General features: G+C 35.8%; 21 protein-coding genes. 14 read left to right on the top strand and 7 right to left on the bottom strand.

Features of this window, described 5'->3' with window-relative positions:
* The first annotated feature begins 403 nt into the window (after nucleotides 1-403).
* From MY04_RS10495 to MY04_RS10465, 7 genes are all read left to right on the top strand, one after another.
* On the top strand, nucleotides 404-1318 hold the full coding sequence (locus MY04_RS10495; protein ID WP_066209444.1) for a helix-turn-helix domain-containing protein: 915 nt from the start codon (nucleotides 404-406) through the stop codon (nucleotides 1316-1318).
* 139 nt (nucleotides 1319-1457) lie between these two features.
* Nucleotides 1458-1898, top strand: a complete 441-nt coding sequence (locus MY04_RS10490; protein ID WP_084005835.1) for a nuclear transport factor 2 family protein — start codon at nucleotides 1458-1460, stop codon at nucleotides 1896-1898.
* A gap of 20 nt (nucleotides 1899-1918) precedes the next feature.
* Nucleotides 1919-2344, top strand: a complete 426-nt coding sequence (locus tag MY04_RS10485) for a nuclear transport factor 2 family protein (RefSeq protein ID WP_066209442.1) — start codon at nucleotides 1919-1921, stop codon at nucleotides 2342-2344.
* Nucleotides 2341-3294: an alpha/beta hydrolase gene (locus tag MY04_RS10480; RefSeq protein WP_336234610.1), complete on the top strand. Its 954-nt coding sequence runs from the start codon at nucleotides 2341-2343 to the stop codon at nucleotides 3292-3294. The genes MY04_RS10485 and MY04_RS10480 overlap by 4 nt, the downstream gene beginning before the upstream one ends.
* A gap of 746 nt (nucleotides 3295-4040) precedes the next feature.
* The gene (locus MY04_RS10475; protein WP_205958178.1) at nucleotides 4041-5228 is read left to right on the top strand and encodes a cytochrome P450; all 1188 of its coding nucleotides are present in this window, start codon (nucleotides 4041-4043) and stop codon (nucleotides 5226-5228) included.
* A gap of 51 nt (nucleotides 5229-5279) precedes the next feature.
* A complete protein-coding gene (locus MY04_RS10470) occupies nucleotides 5280-5588 on the top strand; it encodes a 2Fe-2S iron-sulfur cluster-binding protein (protein ID WP_066209438.1) in 309 nt (102 codons plus the stop codon).
* 103 nt (nucleotides 5589-5691) lie between these two features.
* Nucleotides 5692-6945, top strand: coding sequence for an NAD(P)/FAD-dependent oxidoreductase (locus tag MY04_RS10465; protein WP_066209436.1), 1254 nt, complete (start codon nucleotides 5692-5694; stop codon nucleotides 6943-6945).
* Between the two features lie 464 nt (nucleotides 6946-7409).
* Here the strand turns inward: MY04_RS10465 and MY04_RS10460 are convergent, their stop codons facing one another.
* The 3 genes from MY04_RS10460 to MY04_RS10450 form a co-directional block, all read right to left on the bottom strand.
* A complete protein-coding gene (locus tag MY04_RS10460) occupies nucleotides 7410-9296 on the bottom strand; it encodes a M23 family metallopeptidase (RefSeq protein ID WP_066209435.1) in 1887 nt (628 codons plus the stop codon).
* A 109-nt stretch (nucleotides 9297-9405) separates the two neighbouring features.
* Nucleotides 9406-10236 carry an energy transducer TonB gene (locus MY04_RS10455; RefSeq protein ID WP_066209433.1) on the bottom strand — a complete coding sequence of 277 codons (831 nt, stop codon included), beginning with the start codon at nucleotides 10234-10236 and terminating at the stop codon, nucleotides 9406-9408.
* A gap of 237 nt (nucleotides 10237-10473) precedes the next feature.
* Complete coding sequence (locus MY04_RS10450) at nucleotides 10474-11529, bottom strand: aminotransferase class V-fold PLP-dependent enzyme (RefSeq protein ID WP_066209431.1); 1056 nt, start codon at nucleotides 11527-11529, stop codon at nucleotides 10474-10476.
* A gap of 148 nt (nucleotides 11530-11677) precedes the next feature.
* Here MY04_RS10450 and MY04_RS10445 point away from each other — a divergent pair, with 148 nt between their 5' ends.
* The 7 genes from MY04_RS10445 to MY04_RS10415 all read left to right on the top strand — a co-directional run bounded on the left by MY04_RS10445 (nucleotide 11678) and on the right by MY04_RS10415 (nucleotide 19857).
* A complete protein-coding gene (locus tag MY04_RS10445) occupies nucleotides 11678-12496 on the top strand; it encodes a queuosine precursor transporter (RefSeq protein WP_066209429.1) in 819 nt (272 codons plus the stop codon).
* Nucleotides 12497-12546: 50 nt separating this feature from the next.
* Complete coding sequence (locus tag MY04_RS10440; protein WP_066209427.1) at nucleotides 12547-12897, top strand: hypothetical protein; 351 nt, start codon at nucleotides 12547-12549, stop codon at nucleotides 12895-12897.
* A gap of 121 nt (nucleotides 12898-13018) precedes the next feature.
* Entirely contained in the window at nucleotides 13019-14068 is a 1050-nt protein-coding gene (locus MY04_RS10435) for a pseudouridine synthase (protein ID WP_101958141.1), read from the top strand.
* A gap of 554 nt (nucleotides 14069-14622) precedes the next feature.
* On the top strand, nucleotides 14623-17424 hold the full coding sequence (locus MY04_RS10430; RefSeq protein WP_236941066.1) for a phosphoenolpyruvate carboxylase: 2802 nt from the start codon (nucleotides 14623-14625) through the stop codon (nucleotides 17422-17424).
* A gap of 134 nt (nucleotides 17425-17558) precedes the next feature.
* Nucleotides 17559-18347, top strand: a complete 789-nt coding sequence (locus MY04_RS10425; protein WP_066209425.1) for a transporter — start codon at nucleotides 17559-17561, stop codon at nucleotides 18345-18347.
* A gap of 6 nt (nucleotides 18348-18353) precedes the next feature.
* Nucleotides 18354-19070, top strand: coding sequence for a DNA alkylation repair protein (locus tag MY04_RS10420; protein ID WP_066209423.1), 717 nt, complete (start codon nucleotides 18354-18356; stop codon nucleotides 19068-19070).
* 100 nt (nucleotides 19071-19170) lie between these two features.
* Entirely contained in the window at nucleotides 19171-19857 is a 687-nt protein-coding gene (locus MY04_RS10415) for an energy transducer TonB (protein ID WP_066209422.1), read from the top strand.
* A 167-nt stretch (nucleotides 19858-20024) separates the two neighbouring features.
* Here MY04_RS10415 and rny read toward each other — a convergent pair whose 3' ends face one another.
* The 4 genes from rny to pheT all read right to left on the bottom strand — a co-directional run bounded on the left by rny (nucleotide 20025) and on the right by pheT (nucleotide 25214).
* On the bottom strand, nucleotides 20025-21632 hold the full coding sequence (gene rny / locus MY04_RS10410) for a ribonuclease Y (protein ID WP_066209419.1): 1608 nt from the start codon (nucleotides 21630-21632) through the stop codon (nucleotides 20025-20027).
* A gap of 88 nt (nucleotides 21633-21720) precedes the next feature.
* Entirely contained in the window at nucleotides 21721-22014 is a 294-nt protein-coding gene (locus MY04_RS10405; RefSeq protein ID WP_066209416.1) for a cell division protein ZapA, read from the bottom strand.
* A gap of 170 nt (nucleotides 22015-22184) precedes the next feature.
* Complete coding sequence (locus MY04_RS10400) at nucleotides 22185-22727, bottom strand: hypothetical protein (protein ID WP_066209415.1); 543 nt, start codon at nucleotides 22725-22727, stop codon at nucleotides 22185-22187.
* Between the two features lie 60 nt (nucleotides 22728-22787).
* Nucleotides 22788-25214, bottom strand: a complete 2427-nt coding sequence (pheT, locus tag MY04_RS10395) for a phenylalanine--tRNA ligase subunit beta (RefSeq protein WP_066209413.1) — start codon at nucleotides 25212-25214, stop codon at nucleotides 22788-22790.
* Nucleotides 25215-25306 lie beyond the last annotated feature (92 nt).

Raw genomic sequence — 25306 nt, 5'->3', positions numbered from 1 at the left:
AAACGTGAAATGTTGAGTGGTTTGTGGGAGGGATTTACATGGGTTAATAAAGAAATTAAGTACAATAACTAGCGCGGGTTTCCTAACCCGTGCCCGCGTTATGAGGAGCGTAAATTCAGAATTCCTAACTCCTAACTCCTAATTTGACTATGAGTAGCGTAAATTCAGCCCTATTAGTTATTCCTTATTACCTATTACTTAAACCAAGGTTAGGAGACCTCTAAAGTTTATGGGCACAAGTGTCGCTGCGCTAAACACTTGCGCCAGGGTACTCGTAGATTCAGCACCTGCTACCTGCTACCTACTACCTTTTCTTGCTACCTACTACTTTATTTTTTAACTTCATTTTCGAAGTGGAGAACCAAAACTCCTAATTCCTAACTCCTAGTTCCTAATTCAGAAATTGCATCACTTTAAAACCATTTCTACCTATTGCTCTGCTATTGGCATCGACGTTCCCAAGCACCCTCATTTTGATATTCGAAGTTTTGAGGAAAATATGGGGAAGGTGAAGTCGAATATGCCTTCGTTTCGACATGAGTTTTATGCTATTGCGATTAAGGCGGATGGAGATGGAAAGGCGATTTCTGGATATCATAAAGATTTTCCAGAAGGAGTGACGGTATTTTTTAATTCTCCTTTTCAGATTACTTCATGGGATATTTTTCCGAATTGGTCGGGTTATTACGTGATGATGTCTCAGGACTTTTTATCAAAGAGTCGTTTGTTTGATACGCTTTTGGATGAGTACCCTTTTTTAAAGATCGATGAGTCTATTCCTTTTGAAATTGAACAGAAGGATCTTCCTGGTATTTTATCCATTTATGAAGACATTAAGGAGGAGTATTTGAGTGATCACGAGGATAAGTTCGATTTTATCAGAACCTATATTCTTTTGCTCTTAAATAAGCTGAGGAGAATTTTGAATAATCGAGAGGATGTAAAGGAGACGGAAGATAAAATTAGGAAAGCGGATATTACTTTATTATCACGTTTTCAGAAATTGATAAAGGTGAGTTTTTACCCTGAGGCTGAATTGGAAAAATTTGCTAATCTACACTCACCCACTTATTATGCGGAGAAATTAAATATCCACCCAAATCATTTAAATGCGGTGGTGAAAGGAATCACAGGAAAGTCAGCGATCAATCACATCCATCACCATTTGATAAAATTGGCGAAATCGGAGTTGGTACAAACAACAGCTTCTGTGAAAGAAATTGCATACAAGCTACACTTCGAATCGCCGAATAATTTTAGTACTTTCTTTAAGAAAAACACTGGAACCACACCTCTAAAATACCGCAAAAATCCATAACCTTTGAAATTCAAACTTTTTGATTTGAAATCATAAATTCATCTAGGATTCAACCCTCTACATTTGTAATGTCAAAAATAACAATAGTACGAAATTGAAGTTTAACTCTTTGATTTTGAATGATTAAAACATTTGAATTATGAATGCTATTTTAGAAACTATACATCAATTGTTCATCTCGACAGACGCTAGGGAATGGGAGAAATTAGAAAAGATTTTTGCTGATAAAGTAGTGCTTGATTACTCATCAATGAATGGCAATCCGGCTGTGACTTTATCACCCTCTCAAATTATTGAGGGATGGAAAACGATCTTACCTGGATTTACTCATACACATCATCAAATTGGCAATGGCATGACAAAAGATTTAGGTGATAAGGCCGAGGTCTTTTGCTATGGAACAGCTACTCATTATTTAGAATCTGAGGAAGGGAATGTTTGGACAGTGGTAGGTTCATACAATTTCGAGTTAGAAAAAGAAAATGACAATTGGAGAGTAACCAAGATGAAATTCAATTTTAAATATCAAGATGGTAATACTTCATTACCAGAATTAGCAATGAAAAACGTAAATGCATAATCACCTAAATATATAACCTCATGAATATTGCTGAAAGAAATAAAGAGAACACTAAAGCATTCTTTAAAGCTTTAGAAGACTATCAATTGGAAGCGTTAGTCGATTTATTCGCTGAAGATGGAGAACATATCAACCCTTACCATTCAGGACTTTTTCCTGAAGGAACAAAAGGTAAAGAAGGCGTTCGATCGTATTGGGAACCTGTATTCTCTAATTTCGAAGCAATGGAATTTCCTATCGAAAAGCTATTTGCAATGGAAGATCCGTCATTTGTATTCGTAAAGTTCGAAGGCAAAATCAAATTGAAGAATGATGCAGGATGGTACAATAACGACTACTATGCCACTTTCCAATTTGATGAAGAGGGCAAAATCAAAGAGTATGTGGAGATATTTAACCCTATCGTAGCTGCTAGAGGCTTCGGATTACTCGATCAAATTAAATAATCTATTTATCAATTTCTTATTATCAAAAAAACACAACAACAATGAAAAACATCAACTTTAAAAGCGAAGGATTAAATTTAGTAGGTAACTTATTTTACCCATCAAACTATGAAGAGGGGAAAACTTATCCAGCCATCATTTCTGTGGGAAGCTGGACCACAGTTAAAGAACAAATGGCAGGGTTATATGCAAAGAAATTCGCAGAAAAAGGCTTCATCACTTTAGCCTTCGATTTTAGAAACTTTGGAGAAAGTGAAGGATCACCTCGCTTTTGGGAGAACCCAACAACTAAAGTAGAAGATATTAGAAATGCTGTTTCCTACTTAGAAACATTAGCAGAAGTAGATAATACTAAAATCGGAGCGTTTGCTGTTTGTGCAGGATCAATGTACACATTAATGGCTGCTGCTCAAGATAAACGCATCAAATCTGTAGTAACGGCTGCATCATGGTTACACGATGACGAAGCTGTAAAACTATTCTACGGTGGAGAAGAAGGTGTACAAGAAAAAATAAGTGCAGCAAGAGCCGCTAAAAAGAAATTTGCTGAGGATGGGGAAGTAGAATACATCGAAACGATCTCAACAACAAATACCGCTGCAGCGATGTACGGTGAATACGATTACTATTTAAACCCAGAAAGAGGTGGTATTAAAGAATGGAGTAACGATAAATTCGCTGTGATGTCTTGGGAAGATTGGTTGACATTAGACCCAATGCCTTTCGCAGAAAAATTGACTGCTCCAACGTTAATGATCCACTCAGACGGTTGTGTACTTCCTCAATACACCAAAAACTTTTTCGAGAAAATCGACACATCAGACAAAGAACTCATCTGGCTTGATACCGATCTAGGTTCTCCAATGCAACAATTCAACTTCTACGACCAAGAAGAGGAAGTGACGTTGGCTGTGGGGAAAGGTGCGGCTTGGTTTGGTGAAAAGCTTTAGGGGGGAAATTAAAAATGAAAAGCGGTTTTAAATTAAAAATGAAAAGTTAAAAATGAAAAACGTGAAATGTTAGGTGGTTAGTAGGGGAGTAAAGTTTTAAGAAATATTCTTTTTGTATGACTGGCGCTAGTCTCCTGACTAGTGCCCGCGTTATGAGGAGCGTAAATTCAGAATTCTTAACTCCTAATTCCTAGTTCCTAATTTGACTATGAGGAGCGTAAATTCAGCACCTATTAGTTATTACTTATTCCCTATTACTTAAACCGAGGTCAGGAGACCTCTAAAGTTTATAGACACAAGTGTCGCTTCGCTAAACACTTGAGCCAGTCCACGAACATTCAGCATTCCTAATTCCTAACTCCTAATTCCATCTCCCTTAGTTTCTTAGTTCCTTAGTTTCACCTTTTCCCTCTTAATTCTTCCCTCTTCCCTCTTACCTCTTATCTCAATTCCTATCTTATTCTGCCTCAAATTCCATCTTAGTTTATTGTTGATTGATAAAATACATTACAAATTGACCAAAATAAAGAACTTGAGTTGATTTCAAACCCCCTTACTTTGTAATAGTAGTATTTGCTACACTTTTTAGAATTTGATGTTTTATCGGAAGGCATCAATTTTTCCAAACGAATTAAACACTAAAGTAGAACTACATTCTCATCATCATATCTTATTTAGAATTATCTGATATGCTATGGTTACATGCGTCTGTAGGTATGCAATAAATTATCATTACTCTTAGTATTATGGAACACCAAACAGAAACACAGAAGAAAGTGAAAACAAGTGAGTTTCCTGACCCGTTTGAGCAAGCTAGAATTGAGAGAGGGTATGGAGATATCGACGATCAGAACGATCCTGTGACTATGCTATTACGTTTGAAAGACGTGAGAAAAACTGCACACAATTGGAAGACTTTTATTTCTGGAGCGACTCCAGGTAGAATTGTGGTACCATCTGAGGTGGCGATTAGAGATATTCGTCAGATTCCTTTTGAGGTAGATCCGCCAGAACATAAAGATTATAGAAACCTTGTGGAACCTTGGTTTAAGCGTCCGTTAGAGGAAGAATATACAGCGAAGATGACCAAAATTATTGAAGAGTTGGTCGATGAGGTGATCGCAAAAGATGATATCGAAGTGGTGTCTGACTTCTCTCTAAAGCTTCAATCAAGATGTCTGACTTTATTATTGAATATTCCTTACGAAGAGGCCGAGACTTGGATCGGATGGGGTGTTCACGTTTTTAGAAGTGAAGAATCATCTACTGATGCAGATAAGGCCAATATCTTATTCGATTACTTGGACGAGCAAATTGATCGTGCTGCAGAAAATCCTTCTGATGATTTATACTCTCTATTATTATCATCTGAAGTGAATGGAAAGAAGATGACAAAAGAAGAGGTGAAAGGGGTAATGATCTTAACCTTTGCAGGTGGTCGTGATACTGTTATTAATGCGGTGACAAACTCTTTGGCTTACTTCGCTGAACATCCTAAATCATTAGAAAGATTACGTCAAGAGCCGGAGATTGTAGGAAAGGCAGTAGAGGAATTGGTACGTTACTTCTCTCCATTAACGCATATGGGACGTGTGGTTACGGAAGATACGAAAGTATGTGAGCATGCTATTAAAAACGACTCTAGAGTATCAATGTGTTGGGCTTCTGCCAACAGAGATTCAGCAGCATTTGAGAACCCTAACGAAGTAGTATTGGATCGTAAAATCAATCCTCACGTAGCTTTTGGTTTTAGTCACCATAACTGTTTAGGTGCTACTCATGCTCGTCAGATACTGAAAGTGTTGATCAACACATTGGCGAATAAAGTAGGATCAATTGAAATCAAAAACTACAAAGAAAATATCGAAGAGTGGGGAGAATTCAACCGTAAGGTAGGGTTTGATAATATTACGATGAATATCAAAGGAAAATAAAGGAATTGACCTTCTCAACTTACAATCATATACACAACAAACTTAAGAATCATGGCAAAAATCACGTTTATAACTAAAGATAAAGAGGAAATTACTGTAGAAGGAACATCTGGATCAGTAATGGAATTAGCAGTAAAAAACAACGTAAAAGGAATTGATGGCGACTGTGGTGGCGTATGTTCTTGTGCTACTTGTCACGTACAAGTAGACGCAGGTCATACCGATAAAACGGGAGTGGCTAGCGAAATCGAATCGGATATGTTAGAGCTTGATGATGACGCAAACGAGTATAGCCGTTTATGCTGTCAGCTTCAAGTAACAGAAGCGATGGATGGCGTTGTTTTGAACGTTGTTAAATAATTAATTGGCCATGTTTATTTTTTGATAAACATGGCCTTATTGTATCATAATACTACCTATCTAATATCATTTGATAAAGACAGGTACTTATTGCGAAATCAAAATGTCTAAAAAAATATGTGTTATTGTTGGTGCTAGTCACGCGGGCGTCAACTTTGCATTTTCGTTAAGGAAAGAAGGGTTTGAAGGGGAGATCATTATGTACGATAAAGATCCGGTTTTACCCTATCATCGCCCTCCATTATCAAAAGCTTATTTAACGGCAGATGCTCCAATTGAAGAGAATTGCTTGAAGTCCAAGGAAAGTTATGAGGAAGAAAATATCTCATTACAACTAGGAATTGAAGTATCAGATATCCAAAAGGAAAATCAAAAAGTTCTATTAGCGAATGGTGATGAACAACCGTACGATTATTTGGTATTAGCGACTGGGGCAAGACCGATTATTCCACCTATTGAAGGATTAAAAGAAGCCAAACATATCTATCCTTTAAGAACTGCACAAGATGTTAGTAACATCAAGAGTTGGGTGAAATCAGCAGAAATGAAAAGAGTCGTAGTTATTGGTGGTGGATATATTGGTTTGGAAACGGCTGCATCACTTAAAAAATTGGGAGCATCAGTAGTTGTACTAGAAAGAGAAGAAAGAATATTGGCTCGTGTAACTGCACCGGTCATGTCAGATTTCTTCCAAAAACTACATACCGATAAAGATGTTGATGTGCTTACCTCCAAGAATGTAACAAGTATTTCCACAGATCAAGAGGGTGTAAACACTGTAAACTGTGGAGATGGATCAAGTTATACGGCAGATATGATTATGGTAGGAGTAGGAGTTCACGTAAATTTGTCGTTAGCTCAACAACTCCAACTAGAAATTGATAACGGTATTAAGGTAAATGAGTTTACCCAAACATCCTTATCAAATGTCTATGCCATAGGCGATAATACCAATCATTTCAATCCACATTATAAGCAATGGATTCGATTGGAATCTGTTCAAAATGCAGTGGATCAAGCAAAAGTAGCTGCAGCACATATCGCAGGAACTGAAAAAATATACGATACTATTCCATGGTTCTGGTCGGATCAATACGAGGTGAAACTACAAATGGTCGGGCTCTCTCAAGGCTATGACGAAATCATAGTAAGAGAAGAAGAAGGCGATGGAATCAAATTCTCCGTATGGTACTTTAAAGGCGAAGAATTATTAGCAGTAGATGCAATCAATAATGCCAAAGCTTATGTTGTTGGAACTAAATTCATCAAAGAAAGAAAAGTGATGGATAAGGAGAAGTTGAGGGATGTGGCGACGGTGTTTAAGCCGGCGAATCTTTTGGCAAAAGCAATGAGTTAGGAGTTGCTGAGTTTACGCTCGTTTTTTTAAGTAATAACTAATAACTAATAGGGAAAAGGGTGTTTTCGTTTGGTATAATATCGAAAGCCCAGGAATTTATTTCTTTCGGGCTTTTTATAGAAGTAAGAAGTAAAAGGGAAGGGGTGAAACTTTTCATTGAAAATGGATCTATTCTAAACACTGGCGCTAGTCTCCTGACTAGTGCCCGCGTAATGAGGAGCGTAAATTTAGCTCCTATTACCTATTAGTTATTACTTATTACCTAAAAACAAGGTCGGGAGACCTCTAAAGTATTTGGGCACAAATGACGCTATCGCTTAACATTTGCGCCCGAGGAGGAGCGTAAATTCAGCAACTCCTAACTCCTAATTCCTTCCTAAAATCACCATTCCCTCTTACCTTTTACCTCTTACTTAAAAAACGAGCGTTAATTTTGCTACCTGCTACCTGCTACCTGCTACCTGCTACCTGCTACCTGCTACCTGACTAAAAACGCTCACATTCCCCGCCTTATCAACCACTTTCAACTCAAAACGCCCTTTCAAAGGAGCATTCTCATCTTGCAGTCTTGTTTGAAGGTAATCTTTCTTCGCATCGTATTCTAGCAGGATAAATTCTCCATTAAGAGTTGCTGCATAGGAGGCGATACCCGATTCATCATCAGATATTTTGAAGCGGAGTTGATTGTGCTTCCATTTTTTTAGAGGGGTGATTTTTGGGGGAGTGGTTTCAGGGAAGATGCCAAATGTTCCCCAACGGTTGGTTTTAAAAGTGATGGTATTTCCATTCCATGTGCCACCTACAAATTCCCATTCTCCTTTACGGTCTTTTCTGTAGACAAAGTTTTTTGGTTGAACGAGTGTTGAGTCCTTCACTTTGTAATTGATGATCACCGAATGATGCATAGGTTGGTATTTCTGTCCTATGATAATTTCGTTATTTATCTTTTCAATATTTAGGTATAAACTATCGAAAAGGGTTTCTTTGTCGAATTCGAATGATAGCTCATCATCGTAATAAATAAAATGTTTACCCGATGGGATGAGGTGTTTCAAGTAGGTTTCTTTTTTGGTGTTATTGATGGAATAGGAAGCCGGAATTCCATGTCGAAGATCCCATAAATACACGTTCTGAGTGCCTGTTGTGTAGTTTAAAGGGAGAGGTTGACTATACAATGGGAAATTGAGATACAATGTATCTATTGATGTGTCACTGCTAGAGATCATCAAAATATTTTCTTTTACTTTGATGACATCATTCACTGCTTTCGTTTTTCGAATTGGTGTTGTTGTCTTGCCTTTGATGTGAAAACCTACAGTTGTTTTGTTTTGGAAACTATCCCATAATTCAATTCTTATCCGATGATCTTCCCCATTATTGATATTTAAGAATCCATCTAATTTTGGATTTGGATAAATGGGTAAATGATTGGCGTCCCAACGATATAAACGTTGGTATCTTTTTCTTTCTTTTGAGAAGGCTTCAAAGTCTGTGAAAGTATTGATGTTCGCACTTAGATCAAATGGAATACGATCGATTAAGTGATGATACACCAAACGATCGTTATCAAATACCTTAATGACGTTAATGCCGTACTTATTATAAGTGCCATCAGCTCTGTCATAAGTATCGATTTCAATACCTACTTTACCTTGAGCATAAAATGGAGAGGTTACTTTGTATGTTCCTCTTTGGCCTGATACATTTTTCTTTTGAGTTTCAAAAGTTCCATTCACTCTACTATCGATTTCAAGTGGTTTTAAACGTATAGCTCTAACAGTAGGGGGAATGTTGTCAATTACTTCAGAGAACCCATAGTCCACAGGGTTTAATGGTCGCTCTTCCTTATCTCTTATTTCGAAATGAAGGTGTGGTGCTGAAGAAGATCCACTGTTTCCTCCATAACCTATGATGTCTCCTTTCTTAAATACAAATTGATCTTTTGGAAGGTTTTCAAGGTTTATCTCAAAAGACTTTTTCTTGTATTGTTGGTCGACGATATATTGTTCTAGCGCATCATTAAATCTTTGTTGATGGGCATAAACAGTTGTTTCCCCGTTGGGATGTATCATGTATAGTACTCTACCGTACCCAAAAGACGATACTTTCATTCTACTAATGTACCCATCGGCTGCAGCATGAATGGGCCATCCTTCTACTCCTCCAGTTTTAATGTCTAAACCTCCATGAAAGTGTGTTGTTCGCAATTCTCCCATAGAACCTGCAAAATAGTTTCTTGCTCCTGGTTTTATGGGAAACAGGTAGCTGTTATCACTGTCTTCAGAAGTGGTTTGTGCTGAAAGCTGAAAAAATGATGTTAAGGATAGTATAAGAATGAATACGTTTTTCATGAGTAGGGAAGGGACTATAGTGTAATTAAGAATTGGAATTACAGACATGCGAATATAAAAAAAACCGATACCTTTTCGGGTATCGGTTAATTATATTTTTCAGATGTGATTATCCTAACTTGAATGAGATTGGTAATACCATTCTTTGTTTTACTGGACGACCACGTTGCTTACCAGGCTTCCATTTAGGAGCTTTTTTCAAGACATTGATAGCTGCTTCATCACAACCTGCACCAATACCTCTAACTACCTTAATGTCAGTAAGTGTACCGTCTTTGTCTACAACGAATTGAACATATACTTTACCTTCTACACCCATACGCTTAGCTTGAGAAGGGTATTTCATGTTCTTACCTACCCACTTGTAGAATTTACCCATACCACCAGGGAAACCTGCCGGGTCCTCTACAATTTCGAAAATTTCTTCAACTGCCTCTTCTTCTTCTTCCACTTCCTCTGCTTCAGGAGCTTCTTCGATTACAGCTTCGTCGTCGAATTCTTCAGGTAAATCGATTTCAATTTCGTCTTCGATTTCTTCCTCATCTGGTACTTGTACAATTTGAGGAACGGTTACTTTTGGTGGTGGAGGTGGTTGTTGCTGAGTTACAGGAATGTCAACCATTTCCTCATCCTCAAAATCGAGTGAACCTAAATCCATTAATTGTTGCTCTTCATACGAAGGGAATTCCAACGCTACAAGTACAACAAGCATAGAGAAAGAAATACCGATCATACCGAATAGCCAAGAATATTTCGATATATCTACATCGTTATATTTCTTAACTAAAATTCTTTTTTCTTCACCTGTTTTCTTTCCTGCAATAATATCAGTTCCCACCTTATTCATAATAAAACGGAATAACTGAATTAGAACTAGGAAAGATACCACCAATATGATGATAACTGGTATAATGCCTAATTTTCCTAAGATACTTATCATCTGAATACGAATTTAATGCTGCGAATAATCCAAATCTAATTATTATTCATCGCCCGAAAATACAACTAGATATTTTTATTTACAAAAAAGTAATTGCAAAGGAGCGTTAAAATATCTTATTGACTATTTTGAGGTCAAAACATTTGATCAACAAATTACGAATGTCACAGTTCCTAAAGTTTAAATTTAACTGTTTTAACAAATAATTGTACTATAAATGCATGATATAGGTGAAGATTACATTTTTTCGATCTTCCTAAAGAAATCATGAAGATTTTTGAAATCTTTTTCCGTGTGTGCTGGGAAGTTGGCAATTCGAAAAGTATTGTGTTTCCAAGTCCCATATCCATTCCCTAAAGTAATTCCGTTTTTCTTCGCTTTTTGTTTTATCAAATGCACTTTTTCTTCCGAGGACTTAATACCTAAAACAGTGGGTGAACGTAAACGTGTTGTAGGCACAATAAAATCATAGCCGAGCTTTTGCATCAACTTTATCAATCGTTCCATCCTGTTTTTTAATTCGTTTTCTACTTTTCGAATATTAGGACGTTGTTGAAGCACCTTATTTAATAAATAGATACCTAATATATTAGGTGTATGCGTTGTTTGATGTTTTTGTTGGTTTTTATATATAGAGTATAAGTTATTATAATGTTTGTCTTCTTGATTTAAATTAGAAAGTGCTTTAGGAGAACAAACCATAATGGCTAGGCCAGAAGGTAAACCAAAACATTTTTGTACACTTGCATACCATAAGTCAGCAGAAAGCCAATCCATATTTATACCCGACATGCTACTTGTGGCATCAATAAATATGAGAGGTTTAGGATATCTTTTTCTTATTTTCTGCAATGTTTTAGAATGAATGAAGGTAGTATTCGATGTCTCACAAGATGTCAAACACAATACATCGGCAGATTTTGCCTCCAATGCATCTAAGTGATGTAAACTAATAGATCTATGTATAGGGTATTTATATTTCTCTACTTTCTTATTGGTATTGTAATTGGCCCATTTTTCTCCAAATGCACCATTATATATATGTATAAATTTTTTTTCTCGAAAAGACTGATCGGTTATTTCCCAACATTCAGTAGCGCTTGATGTGAAAAATACCTCATAATTTTTAGGAATCTCTAATTTATCTTTCACAGTAGCAATGGTGGATTGCATCAATTGCATGAACTCATCACTTCTATGATTACATGAAAGAATACCTTCTTCAAAGGCGTCCTGCATATATTTATCTATATTGTTTTCTATCTTACTTGGACCGGGATAAAATGAAATCATTTTTTATTTTTTTTCTCAAAGGTAGTATAATTAAAAACAACTTTATTTAGTTTTGAAGAGACAGAAATCTAAACTTTTCTATTTTTTGACTGTTAACACCTAAAATTTATACTATATATATAGGTGACGATATAACCTACTTAACACTATGACCGAAAGTCAACAACTAATAAAAAGCGAAAATAAACGCCAACTTCTTTTCATATTTTTATGTGGAATTTTTATATCCAATGCCATCGTAGCAGAAATTATAGGCAGTAAGATTTTTTCACTAGAATCATTTATAGGAGTACAACCTGCTCAAATCGAATTTTTTGGTGATCTAATTTTAGATTTTAATTTATCGGCGGGAGTAGTATTATGGCCTGTTGTTTTTATTACTACCGATATTATTAATGAGTATTTTGGTAAAAAAGGAGTAAAGGTAGCTTCGTTTTTAACAGCGGGGTTAATTAGTTATGTGTTTTTCGCTATCTTTTTTGTGACAGAATTACCGCCAGCTCAATTTTGGTTAGATATTAATAGTAAAGATTCCACTGGAGCCCCTTTAAATATTGATGAATCCTTTAATATCATATTCATCCAAGGATTAGGAATTATCATTGGATCATTAGTGGCCTTTCTAATTGGTCAGTTTATAGATGCCCATACATTTCAGATTATTCGTAGATGGACAGGAAATAAAAGAATTTGGCTTAGAGCCACAGCTTCTACCTTAATATCTCAATTAATCGATTCTTTTGTAGTCTTATTTATCGCATTCTATGTGTTTGGTAATTGGCCTATCGATCAGGTAATCGCCATCGGCATCATCAATTACATTTATAAATTTGCCATAGCCGTTTTTCTTACGCCCTTATTGTATGTTGCACATTATATTATAGATGCCTATTTAGGTAAGGAATTTGCTAGACATACTGCAAATAATGCTGCTAAAACTAATCTTTTTGCGGATGATCATGTATAACAGATCAATACATGTTTTTTATTAAATGATTAGCCATTAAACTAAATGAAATGACCATGATTTATAATGTTAATTTCCAAGGGTTATATGATGTATCTGATGGAGATGAGGAATTTTTACTTTCTGTGTTATTAGTGATAGAAAAAAATCTATCAGAATTTCCTAAACAACTACAAGAGCTTTTGAATGATAACGAGATTATATCATTTTCTAAGAAAGCACATAAATTAAAATCAAGTACAGCTTACTTAGGTCATCACGAATTAGAAGGTTTACTCTTGATAATGGAAGATGGAAAAGATCTTTCTAAAGAAGTACTACAGGGGCATTTAAACGAATTTAACTCTATTGTTGAAATAGTTTTAGGTGATGTTCAGGCAAAAATTGAAGAATTAGGCTAATCTTTGGTTTTGTTTTCATATTTCTGATGAACAATAAGATAACTTTCACGTTCTTTGTAAACTAATCCTTTCGGATAAATACTGCCGTGTTGGCAGCATGTGTTACATTCTTAATTATAAGATGAAAAAGAATACACCTAATAAAGGGAAGAAAAATTTAAGCCCTTTTAAAAAGTTTATCAAAAATAAGCCTCAAAAAGAGGAGTTTAGATCTGAACGTTCATCCACTTTCAAAAAGAAAGGACCTAGAAAGAACGAGGAGAAAGAAAAACAAAAGAAGGAACATAAGCTGAAAACTACAGTTTATAGTCCATTTGAAAAAGGGGTTGAAAAACCTACTTATAATATCAAGAACGTTATTTCTGTTGCCAAGAAACTTAAAGAGGACGAAGAAGTTGAAGTAAAGACGAAATCGGCTTCAACACGTTTAAATAAGTATATTTCTAATGCAGGGGTTTGTTCAAGAAGAGAAGCAGACCAGTTAATTGCTGAAGGTAAAATAAAGATCAATGGTAAAGTAGTGACAGAAATGGGCTACAAAGTACAGCCAAAAGATCGTGTTGAATACGAAGGCAAATTACTGAAAAAAGAAAAATACGTTTACGTATTACTCAATAAGCCAAAAGGGTTTATTACTACAACGAAAGACCCTCAGGAAAGAAAAACAGTAATGCAATTGGTAAAAAACGCCTGTGATGAAAGAATCTATCCCGTAGGACGATTGGATAGAAATACAACAGGTCTATTGTTATTTACCAACGATGGAGAATTTGCTACTAAAGTGGCTCACCCATCGAGTAACACTCAGAAAATCTACAGAGTAGAGTTAAACAAACCTTTTGATGAAAAACATGAGGAACGTTTAAGAGATCCTAAATTCGAATTAGAAGACGGACCAATTTTCTTAGATGGTTTATCGGTAAACGATGATAATCGTACTGAAATTGGCATCGAGCTTCATTCGGGTAAAAATAGAATTGTAAGAAGAATCTTTGAGCATTTCGGATATCAAGTAGATGTGTTGGATAGAACGGTATTAGCCGGTTTAACCAAAAAAGATCTTCCGAGAGGAAAGTGGAGATATCTTTCCGAAGATGAAATGATTCAATTGAAATATTTATCTGGGTTAAAGAAGACAAAGTCTAAGCCCAAAGGTAGATCAAGGAAATAAAGCAAAGAGGATTACAGAAATGTAATCCTCTTTTTTTATTATTTATTAAGATTGAGTACATTTACAATGTTTTTTATAAGGAAAACAATCTATATCTGATAAAATTGTAATAAATAGATAGAAAAATTAAAAGTAAACAATTATTAACTTAAACTAATTTACTTTTCCCAACGCTAAACAATATCCTTCGTTGTAAATATTTATATACAAGCTTACATATAGATTAAGAATCAAAAACTAGATAACAAAAGTCATGTATAGAAAGAAAGGTGTTTTCTGGTGACATTTTTTGTTCATCGTTATTAAATGATGATCTTCCTTATTAATACTTGAGTGATTATAGTGTTGTAAATCAAATAATTAGAATTAGATTAATGGGTTTGTAACTGTAGAAATTCAGGTCCGAGATGATGAAAATAATAGTTTTATATAAATAACAATTTTCCATTTTGATGATCTAAATCTCATTTTTTTTTCAATTATTATATTATTCTTGCATATAGAAATCGAATCGGAATTTATATTCTCATAATTTTTAAAATCTCAGATTTATTATGGCTAAAGAAGCTACAAAAGTTACTCCTTTGAGTGCGCTAGAAGTGGTGAAGAAGCATTTGGGGAAACCTTACGAGGATCTCGAATTTTTGCTTAAGTGTCTTCATGAAGTACTTATGGATAGTGGAGAAGAGGAAATGGCTAACGCTATTCCTTGGATTAACGAAACTACACATGAGTTAAAGAAGTTTGATGTTAAGTATATGCAACTTTACTCCATCGTATTCCAATTGTTGAATATGGTAGAAGTAAACGGAGCGGTACAATCTAGACGTAAAAAAGAAGATAGCCAAGGACTTTCAAGCGTTACCGGATTGTGGGGTGAGAGATTAAAAGCATTAAAAGAGAAAGGATACACTCAAGAGCAAATTGCTAAAGTTTTACCTTCAGTTAAAGTTGAGCCAGTTTTAACAGCTCACCCAACGGAGGCAAAAAGATCAACTGTACTTGAGCACCATAGAACTTTATACCTATTATTAGTGCAAAGAGAGAACACAATGTTCACGGAAATTGAGCAACGTTCTATTAACGCACAAATTAAATTAATATTAGATACTCTTTGGAGAACTGGTGAAATCTATATCGAGAAGCCAGACCTTGCATCAGAGAGAAGAAACGCTATTCACTATTTAACAAACGTATTCCCTGAGGTATTACCTATCTTAGATCAACGTTTCCAACAAGCTTGGGGTGAAGCAGGTTTCGATAAAGACTTAATTCACCAAGTAGCACAAAGACCTCGTGTATCTTTTGGTAACTGGGTAGGTGGCGATAGAGATGGTCACCCAGGTGTTACTAATGAAGTAACAGAGGAGACATTAAGCATCTTACGTTTGAATGCATTCGTATTGATCCGTCGTTCTTTATTCAGCTTAGTGAAAAAATTATCTATTGCATGTGATTTAGATCAAGCACCGGAACCACTTCGTAACCGTATCTTCGAGATGGCGGAAGAATTGGGTCAGTCTGGTAAAGATGCATTAGAAAGAAACGTAGGTGAGGCTTTTAGACAATTTGTTAACCTTTGTCTTGCTAAACTTCCAGTTGAAGTAAAAAGAGAGCACGCTGTTGAATTATCAGAAAGCGAGTTTAGATATACTTATGCTTCAGAATTAAAGGCTGATCTTCAATTACTCCAAGACTCTTTAGAGGCATTTGGAGCGAAGAGAATGTCTTACACTTACTTAAATGAGTCATTAAGAGTATTAGATACTTTCGGTTTCCACTTAGCGAGATTGGACGTTCGTCAAAACTCTACTTTCCACGATAATGCAATTGCTCAATTGCTTAACGCATCTTCGTTGGACGGTGATTCATTCTTAACTTGGTCGGAAGAGAAACGTTTGGCATTCATGAACAATGAATTGTTATCAAACAGACCGTTTACTCATCCATCGACTAAGCTTCCTAAAGAAGCAGACGCTGTTACTTCTGTTTACAGAGTATTAGCTAACTATATTGATAACTTCGGAACGGATGGTATTGGTGCATTAATCGTATCGATGACTCGTTCGGTATCTGACCTTGTAGCTGTTTACTTATTGGCTAGAGAGGCAGGTTTAATGGAGCAAACTCCAGAAGGTTTAGTTTGTAAGCTTCCTGTAGTTCCATTATTCGAAACTATCGAAGACTTAGAAATTAGCCCGCAAGTAATGCAAAACTTCTTGGATCACCCTATTACGCGTAGATCTTTAGAATATCAAAGAAAACTTGCAGGTAAAGAAAAGCCAGAACAAATGGTGATGGTAGGTTACTCAGATTCTAACAAAGATGGTGGTATCCTAGCGTCTCAATGGTCACTTCACTTTGCTGAATCTAGATTGTATGAGGTGGGTGATAACAGAGGTATTGATATCAACTACTTCCACGGTAAAGGTGGTACGATTTCTCGTGGTGCTGGTCCTGCTCACTGGTTTATCCAAGCATTACCTCACGGTGGTGTAAACGGTAACATGCGTTTGACTGAGCAAGGTGAGACAATTGAGCAAAAGTATGCGAACAAAATGAACGCTTCATACAACATGGAGTTATTAATGGCGGGTACTATGGCCAATACAGTTACTGATCGTATGGGTAAGAAATACTCTCACCCAATGGAGAAAGTAATTTCTTGGTTAGCTTCTGAGTCAAGAAACTTCTATGTTGATTTATTAGAAGATCCTAAGTTCATCAAATTCTATGGTGAGGCGACTCCAATTGATGCGATCGAGTCATCAAGAATTGGTTCACGTCCAGCTCGTAGAACAGGTACAAGAACATTAGCCGATCTAAGAGCAATTCCTTGGGTATTCTCATGGAGCCAAGCTCGTTTCAACATGACGTCTTGGTACGGTGTAGGTTACACATTAGAGAAACTTTCGAAAGAGCGTCCTGAGGACTTCGCTCAATTGAAAGAAATGATCAACCACGATCCACTAATTCGTTACGTATTCACTAACATCGATACATCATTAGAAGCAACTGATGAGAAGATCATGAAAGAATACGCTGCGATGGTAACTGACAAAGATGTGAAGGATGATATCCTTACTAAAATGTTAGATGAGTTGGCAAGAACTAGAAAAATGATGGATACATTGCTTAAGACTTCATTCGCTGAAAGAAGAAGCAACCATTACTACTCTAGCCACTTGAGAGCTGAAGCGTTGAATCCACTTCACAAAACTCAGATCAAGTTGTTGAAAAAATGGCGTAAGATGAAAGCGGACGATAAATGTTCTCCAGAAGATGTGGAGGCAGTATTGTTCCAATTGCTTACTTCAATTAACGCGATTGCAGGTGCACTTAGAGCTACTGGTTAATACCATAGTCCAATTGCATTTAAAATATATAATCCTTGTCGGCTTGCCGGCAAGGATTTTTTTGTATTTCATATGGGGATTCGACTATGAATTAGTAACTTCAATAAATCAAGACCCAGAAATAAAAACTATTCATGAAGTTACTTTTAATTACCCTGCTACTATTATTATCTATTCTTTCTATAACTAAGGCACAATATTCAGAAACCCTAGTGACAGATCGACCCGGATTAACTTTCTCTCCGAATACATTGGGGAAGAAAGTACTTCAGGTACAAACAGGTTTAAATACAACAAATAATAATCAGACATCACCAGATTTGGAAGTACAGTCTTATCTATCTACTTCCTTTTTAAGGTACGGTCTATCTGATAAATTTGATATCGAGGCAATGATTGATTTTCGAAATGATCAAATTAATATCAATAATCAACAAGTAGATTCTTTGGATCTAAGTGGGGTATCAAATACTCAATTGGGTTTTAGATATAATTACACACAAAATGATGGTTGGGTGCCGGCAATTGGTTTCCAAGGAAGACTAATGTTGAGAGCTGTATCCAAAGATTATGAAAGACCAAATGTAGGAATGGTGTTTAATATCATGACTAGTAATCAAATCAATAAATGGTTGTCCTTCAATATGAATCTTGGAGCAGTATTGCCAAGAAGAAACGAAGTGGATTATTCTCTTCCATCAACTTTTAACTTTGGGATATCTATATCTGAAAAATGGGGGACATTTGTTGAATTATTTGGTAACTTAAATGATTTCGACCCTGGGTTTGATACAGGGTTGTCCTATTACGTCAATAATAATTTGATGTTGGACCTTGGTGGAGGGTATACACCTACTGATAATATAGATACTTGGTTTGCAGAAATTGGGTTATCATACCGATATAGTTGGAGGAAAAACTAAACTAAAATGACAGAGAATATACAAGATATACAGCAAGCATTGGAGTCTTTTGTAGAAGAAAAAAAGGTAGTTCAACTCCCCATATTCTTTAAAGCTTTCCCTGGAGGTTACGGAGAAGGTGATCTTTTTATGGGAGTGTCCATGCCCAATATCAGAATTGTAGCCAAAGAAGCTTATCAAGAGTGTTCCATTGAAGAGATACAATACTTATTAAAACACGATTATCATGAAATGAGAATGTGTGGTTTAATTATCATGCTACATCATTACACCAAAAAACTAATTCCTCAAGATGTCATAATTCAATGCTATTTGGATCATCTAGATTACGTAAATAATTGGGATTTGGTAGATACATCATGTTATAAGCTTTTAGGCAGATATATCTATGAAGGGAAAATGTCGAATAAAGTTTTATACGAGTTAAGTGGAAGTGGACATCTTTGGAGAATTAGAGTGGCCATTGTAGCAACAATGTATATGATTAAAAAAGATGATTATAAAGATGCTTTTGCTCTTTGTGAAGAACATTTGTCACATGATCACGATTTGATCCATAAGGCGGTAGGGTGGATGCTAAAAGAAATTGGAAAAAGAGATGAAGAAGCAGAGAGAGATTTTCTTGATAAACATTATAAAAATATGTCTCGAACAACCCTTAGGTATGCTATAGAAAAAATGGACGAAAGAGTACGACAAATATATTTAAAGGGAGATGTTTAAAAAGCTAAAAACCAATATTTTAAATAATAGATAAAAAGATCCTTCTTCTATACAATAAAATAATAAAAATGAGGTTATACTTATACAGCACAAAAACGTTATGAAATCTCTACTGTACATTTATTTTATCTTACTTACAGCAACTACTATTGTTCACGCCCAACATTCGCCCGAAGAGATATCAAGGGAATATGTTGCTTATGCCTATGATCTTATAGACATCAAAGATTATGATCATGCATTAATCAAAACAGATGAAATTATAGCTCTTCTTCCAAGGAGTACAGCAGAATTGCAGTATATCCGAGCGTTAGCACATCACTATTTAGATTTAGATAAGGAAGCAAAACAAGAAGTGGAGGATATGTTTAATTATCCAATGACGGATGAATTAAAACTACACGCAGATGAATTGATGGTGCTGATTAATCATGAAATTGATAAAAATAACAATCCCGACTTACATCATGATCATGTATATAACATGGCAGAAGTATCTGCAAAGTTTCCAGGTGGAATGGGGGAGTTTTATACTTGGTTTCACGGTGCCTTGCATAGTCATGGCATAGATCGAGAAGGTAAAGGACGTGTGTATGTATCTTTTATTGTGACTGTCTATGGGAAATTAGACGAAGTAAAGATTGTAAAAGGTGTGGATGATACGATCGATTTAAAAGTAGTAGAACTGTTATCAGAATGCCCGAAATGGATGTGTGCCATGCAAAACGGAAAGCCTGTAGAACAGAAATTAGTATTGCCGCTTAACTTAGAGACCCATCCTTACTAGTTAGTTTTATATAAAATATCTAAATTATATAAGCTAGATAATATATAATGTTTTTTTGATAGACATTAAAGTGCTATCAGTACTGAGTTCTATAAATAAAAAGAGGCTGTCTCAATTTTTTAATTATGAGACAGCCTCTTTTTTATGATCTATTTAATAGATTACGATTACTTAGCAAAGTGAACCGATCTAGTTTCACGGATTACCGTCACTTTAATCTGTCCAGGGTATTGCATTTCAGTTTCGATCTTATTGGCAATATCAAATGATAATTGTCCTGCTTCTGCATCTGGCACTTTCTCAGCGTCTACCATTACACGAAGTTCTCTACCCGCTTGGATTGCATAACACTTATGCACCCCTTTGAAGCCCATAGCTAAACCTTCTAGTTCTTTCAGACGTTGGATGTACGATTCCATCATTTCACGACGAGCACCCGGTCTAGAACCTGAGATTGCATCACATGCTTGGATGATAGGTGAAATTAATGTTGTCATTTCAATCTCATCGTGGTGAGCACCAACTGCGTTACATACTTCAGCAGATTCACCATATTTCTTAGCTAAATTCATACCTAAGATTGCGTGAGGTACTTCTGGCTCTTCTGGCCAAACTTTACCAATATCGTGAAGTAAACCAGCACGTTTTGCTACTTTAGCATTTAAGCCAAGTTCAGAAGCCAATGTGCTTGCAAGGTTAGCCACTTCTCTAGAGTGTTGTAACAAGTTCTGACCATAAGAAGAACGGAACCTCATTCTACCTACTAGCTTGATCAACTCAGGGTGTAAACCATGGATACCTAAATCGATCACAGTTCTTTCACCAATTTCGATGATCTCGTCTTCGATGTTCTTCTTCGTCTTCGCTACCACTTCTTCGATACGAGCAGGGTGAATTCTACCATCTGCTACCAATCTGTGAAGTGAAACTCTTGCGATTTCTCGTCTTACCGGATCGAAGCCAGAGATAATGATCGCTTCAGGAGTATCATCAACGATAATCTCAACGCCAGTACTAGCTTCTAAAGCTCTAATGTTACGACCTTCTCTACCGATGATTTTACCTTTCAGCTCGTCACTTTCTAGGTTGAAGACAGATACACAGTTCTCAATTGCTTGTTCAGCCGCAGTACGTTGAATAGTAGTGATTACTGTTTTTCTAGCTTCTTTCGTCGCAGTCATTTTCGCCTCCTCCATGATATTCTTAATATGCATAGAGGCTTTTGTTCTTGCTTCGTCTTTTAAAGCTTCGATCAATTGTTCACGAGCTTCTTCTGCTTTAAGGTTCGCTACTTTTTCAAGTTGCTCCACTTGCTTTAAACGAAGTTGTTCAGCTTCTTCTTTTGCTTTGAAAGTAAGTTCTTTTTGAATAGCCAATTCTTCGAAACGGTTTTCCATTTCTTTGTCTTTCATTTTAAAAGACTCCAATTGTTTGGCAATACTTGCTTCCTTTTGCTTCTGCTTAGATTCTTGTTGTTTTAAACGGTTTTCAAACTGCTTCAGCTTGTTTTCGTTTACGTTAAGTTGATTTCTTCTCTTCGCTGTTTCTGAATCAAAATCTTGTTTCATTTTCAAAAACTTCTCCTTCGACTCGATCAACTTGTCTCTTTTAATTCTCTCTGAGTCTTTCTTAGCCTCCTCTACGATATGCTGCGCCTTGTCTCTTGCTTCTGTCTCAAGTCCCTTCAACACTTTGGCAAGCATATATCTACCTAATGCAGTACCGATTCCGATACCAGCAATTGCGGTGATAACTATAATTAGGGTTGTTTCCATTTGTACGTACAGATGTCTGTGCGTAGTTATCTAACTACATTTTAAAAATATATATACAAAAAAGGAAAACTAGATATTAAAAAATCTTCTAGTTATTTGGAAGAATTTCGTCAAGTTGTTTGTTTAATACTTTTATACGGTCAAGCGAAGTTTGTAGCTCATCCTGTTCTGTTAGGGATTGCACAATTAGATCAAAAGCAGTCATGATTAGGATATCTTTTTCATCAGCGTTTGGATGCTGTTGTTTTTGCCCCGAAAGAATACGGTTAAGCTGATCGGCCGCCTTTAATAAAAGGTGTTCTTCCGATTTTGTAGCTTTAAGGTTATAAACCTTTCCGCATAGCTTTAAAGTGATATTTTCTTTAGGAGATCTTAGTCCCATTTTTATCCTGCAGTTTTGATTTTTCTCCTACCATTAATAGGTGAAATTGATCGTATTTTGAATATATAATTAAACCGTGTTTATATGACGATCTGAGTAAATTCCTTTTTATAAAATAAATGTACTTGAAAAAATTGGAATTATCGAATTTTTAAAAAAATTATACCCTCCTATTTGGAAAGACGGTCAATTTCTTCATTTAAAAGTTCAATTTCGGTTGTTAATTCCTCTTTTTCAGTCAACATCAGTTCTTTTTCCTCTTTTAGAGTATCAAGTAATTTGCTGTTTTTTCTTAGCTCAACCAATTCATCTTTAAGTTTTTGATTCTCCTTAATGAATTCTCTTTTTTGTTGATTAAAGATGTCAATTGTCTCATCTTTTTCATCAAGTGTATCCCTCAATTGTTGGATATCCTGATTTAAAAATTGGATAACTGATTTTTGCCCTTCTACTTGATTTTGTGCCTCATCTCTTTCACTTTGTAAAGAAGATTTGTCTTCCAACAATTGTTTAATATGATCATTGCCTTGAGTAATCATCTCTTGAAGCCGATCAGATTGTTCTTGGATGGCCATCTGATTATCAATTTCTTGTTGATTTTCTTTAAGCATACCAATCTCTTTCTGTGCCTCTTTATAAAGAACAGATAACGAGTTGATCTTTTCAATTAATGTTTTTAACTCTTCACCAATATTTGGAATTGACTTCGACATGCACTAAATATATAAAATATGCTCTCAAATAACTAGTATTTGAGAGCATGTCTATGGTTTCTACTTACGAATAACTGCCTTCAATTGCGTTTCAAACGCTTTGATTAAGTTATTCATCACTTTATCAATTGCTTTATCGTTTAATGTTTTGTTTTCATCTTGAAGGATGAAACTTACAGAATACGATTTTAAATCAGCCGCTAAATGTTTCCCTTCGTACACATCGAAAACATTGATTTTCTTCAATAGTTTTCTTTCTGTCTTCTGAGCAAGTTGTTTGATAGAAGCAAATGTTGCTTTCTTATCCAATACAATCGAAAGGTCTCTTCTAACTTCTGGGAACTTAGGGATTTCTTTGAATTTGTAATCAGCACTGTACATTTCTACTAATAATGTCCAGTTGATGTCTGCGAAGAATACTTCTTGCTTAACACCGGCCATTTTAGCAGCTTTAGGATGTACCAAACCAACAGTAGCAATTACTTTCTTACGCGCTGAGTACTGAAGACCATACGCTAAAGTATCGTTGCTTACATATTCAGCAGAAATACCTTGAATGTTCAAACGGTCAAAGATTTTTTCTACTAATGATGATATAGTGTGGAAATCAGAAGATGTTGCTTTTCTAATCCAAGACTCATCAGTAGAAGTACCACTAACAAATAAAGCTAGATGTTCGTTTTCAGTATATCTGTTTTCACCTTTGTGATACGTTTTACCGAATTCAAAAATTCTGATGTTCTTTTGTTGACGACGGATGTTGTGGTTGATCACCTCAAGACCACTGAACATCATCGACTGACGCATTACGTCTAGGTCTGCACTTAAGATATTAAGAATCTCAACGTTTTCGTTCTCGTTAAGATCACTCAATTCTTTAGAATATTTTGATGTTGTTAGAGAGTTGGTCATCACCTCGTGACAACCAGAACCTGCTAACATTTCAGTTACTTTTCTTTGTAATACTTGCTTGTCTTTCTTAGGGAAAGAGGCTAAGTAATCTGCTGATAAAGATTCGCTTAACTCTACTGAGTTGAAGCCATAAATACGAAGAATCTCTTCGATAATATCCGCTTCTCTTTGAACGTCTACACGGAAAGGAGGAACGGAAACTTTAATTGTTTCTTCTGTTCTTTCCAAGATAGAAATTTCAAGACCTTCTAAGATTTCAATGACTCTGTCTTGTGGGATATCTTGACCAATCAAACGGTTGACATTCTTGAATTTTACATCAATAATGAAGTTTTCGATTGGAGTAGGGTAGATATCTACGATCTCAGAAGAAATCTCACCACCAGCATATTCTTTGATTAAAGCAGCTGCATATTTCAATGCAGTGATGGTCATATTAGGATCACAACCTCTTTCGAAACGGAAAGAAGAATCTGTTTTAATCGAGTGTGTTTGAGAAGTCTTACGCACTACATCTGGATGGAAGTACGCCGACTCCAGGAAGATGCTAGTAGTTCCTTCAGTAACACCTGATTCTAAACCACCGAATACACCTGCGATACACATGTTCTCAGAAGCATTGGCGATCATCAAATCGTGACCTTTTAATTTTCTTTTCTCTTCATCTAAAGTGATGAACTCTTCTCCTTCAGTAGCGAATTTTACATTGATCTCACCACCTACTTTTGCTAAATCAAAAGCATGAAGAGGTTGACCTAATTCGTGAAGAACGTAATTTGTGATATCGACAACGTTGTTGATTGGAGATAAGCCAATAGCAGTTAAACGTTGCTTTATCCATTTTGGAGATTCTTTGATCTCGATTCCAGAAATCGTTATTCCAGAATATCTTGGACAAGCATCGCTATCTTGTACGTTTACTTGTACAGGAGCAGAAGTATTATCAACTTTAAAGCTGTCTAATAGTTCTGGCTTAGCCACTTGCTGGATAGGTCTGTCTAATAAAACTTTTAAGTCTCTAGCAGCACCATAATGCGAAGAACCATCTACACGGTTAGGTGTAAGACCGATTTCTAAAACATTATCATTTTCTAAATTGAAATATTTAGCAGCTGGAGTACCGTTAGCCATATCAGTATCCAATACCATAATACCGTCGTGAGATTGTCCCATACCGATTTCATCTTCAGCACAGATCATACCCATAGATACTTCACCACGGATTTTACCTTTCTTAATTTTGAAGCTTTCTGTTGGAGAAGGATAAAGTTCTGTACCAATAGTGGCAACAATCACTTTTTGTCCTGCAGCAACGTTTGGAGCACCACATACAATTTGTACAGGTTCTTCAGCTCCGATATCTACAGTTGTAACTCTTAATTTATCAGCATTAGGATGTTGTTCGCAAGTAAGTACTTCTGCAACAACTAAACCTTTAAGTCCGCCTTTCACTTCTTCTACCTCTTCAATACCTTCTACTTCAAGGCCTGACATTGTTAATAGTTCGTCAATTTCTTGAGGCGTTTTATCCTCTATATTTACAAGGCTACCTAGCCAGTTTAAAGAAATTTTCATATATCACTTATTTTATTGCTGCTTTCTTTTGGCAGCACTAATCTTTGTTACTTTTTTAAAAAAAAGAAAATGAGAGTTCACCCATTTTTTTC

Origin of the sequence: Flammeovirga sp. MY04 (assembly GCF_001682195.2) — a bacterium.
In the GTDB taxonomy this organism is placed as follows: Bacteria; Bacteroidota; Bacteroidia; order Cytophagales; family Flammeovirgaceae; genus Flammeovirga; species Flammeovirga yaeyamensis.
Note: the sequence above shows the minus strand (reverse complement) of the source record. Positions and strands in the feature narration are given on the sequence as shown.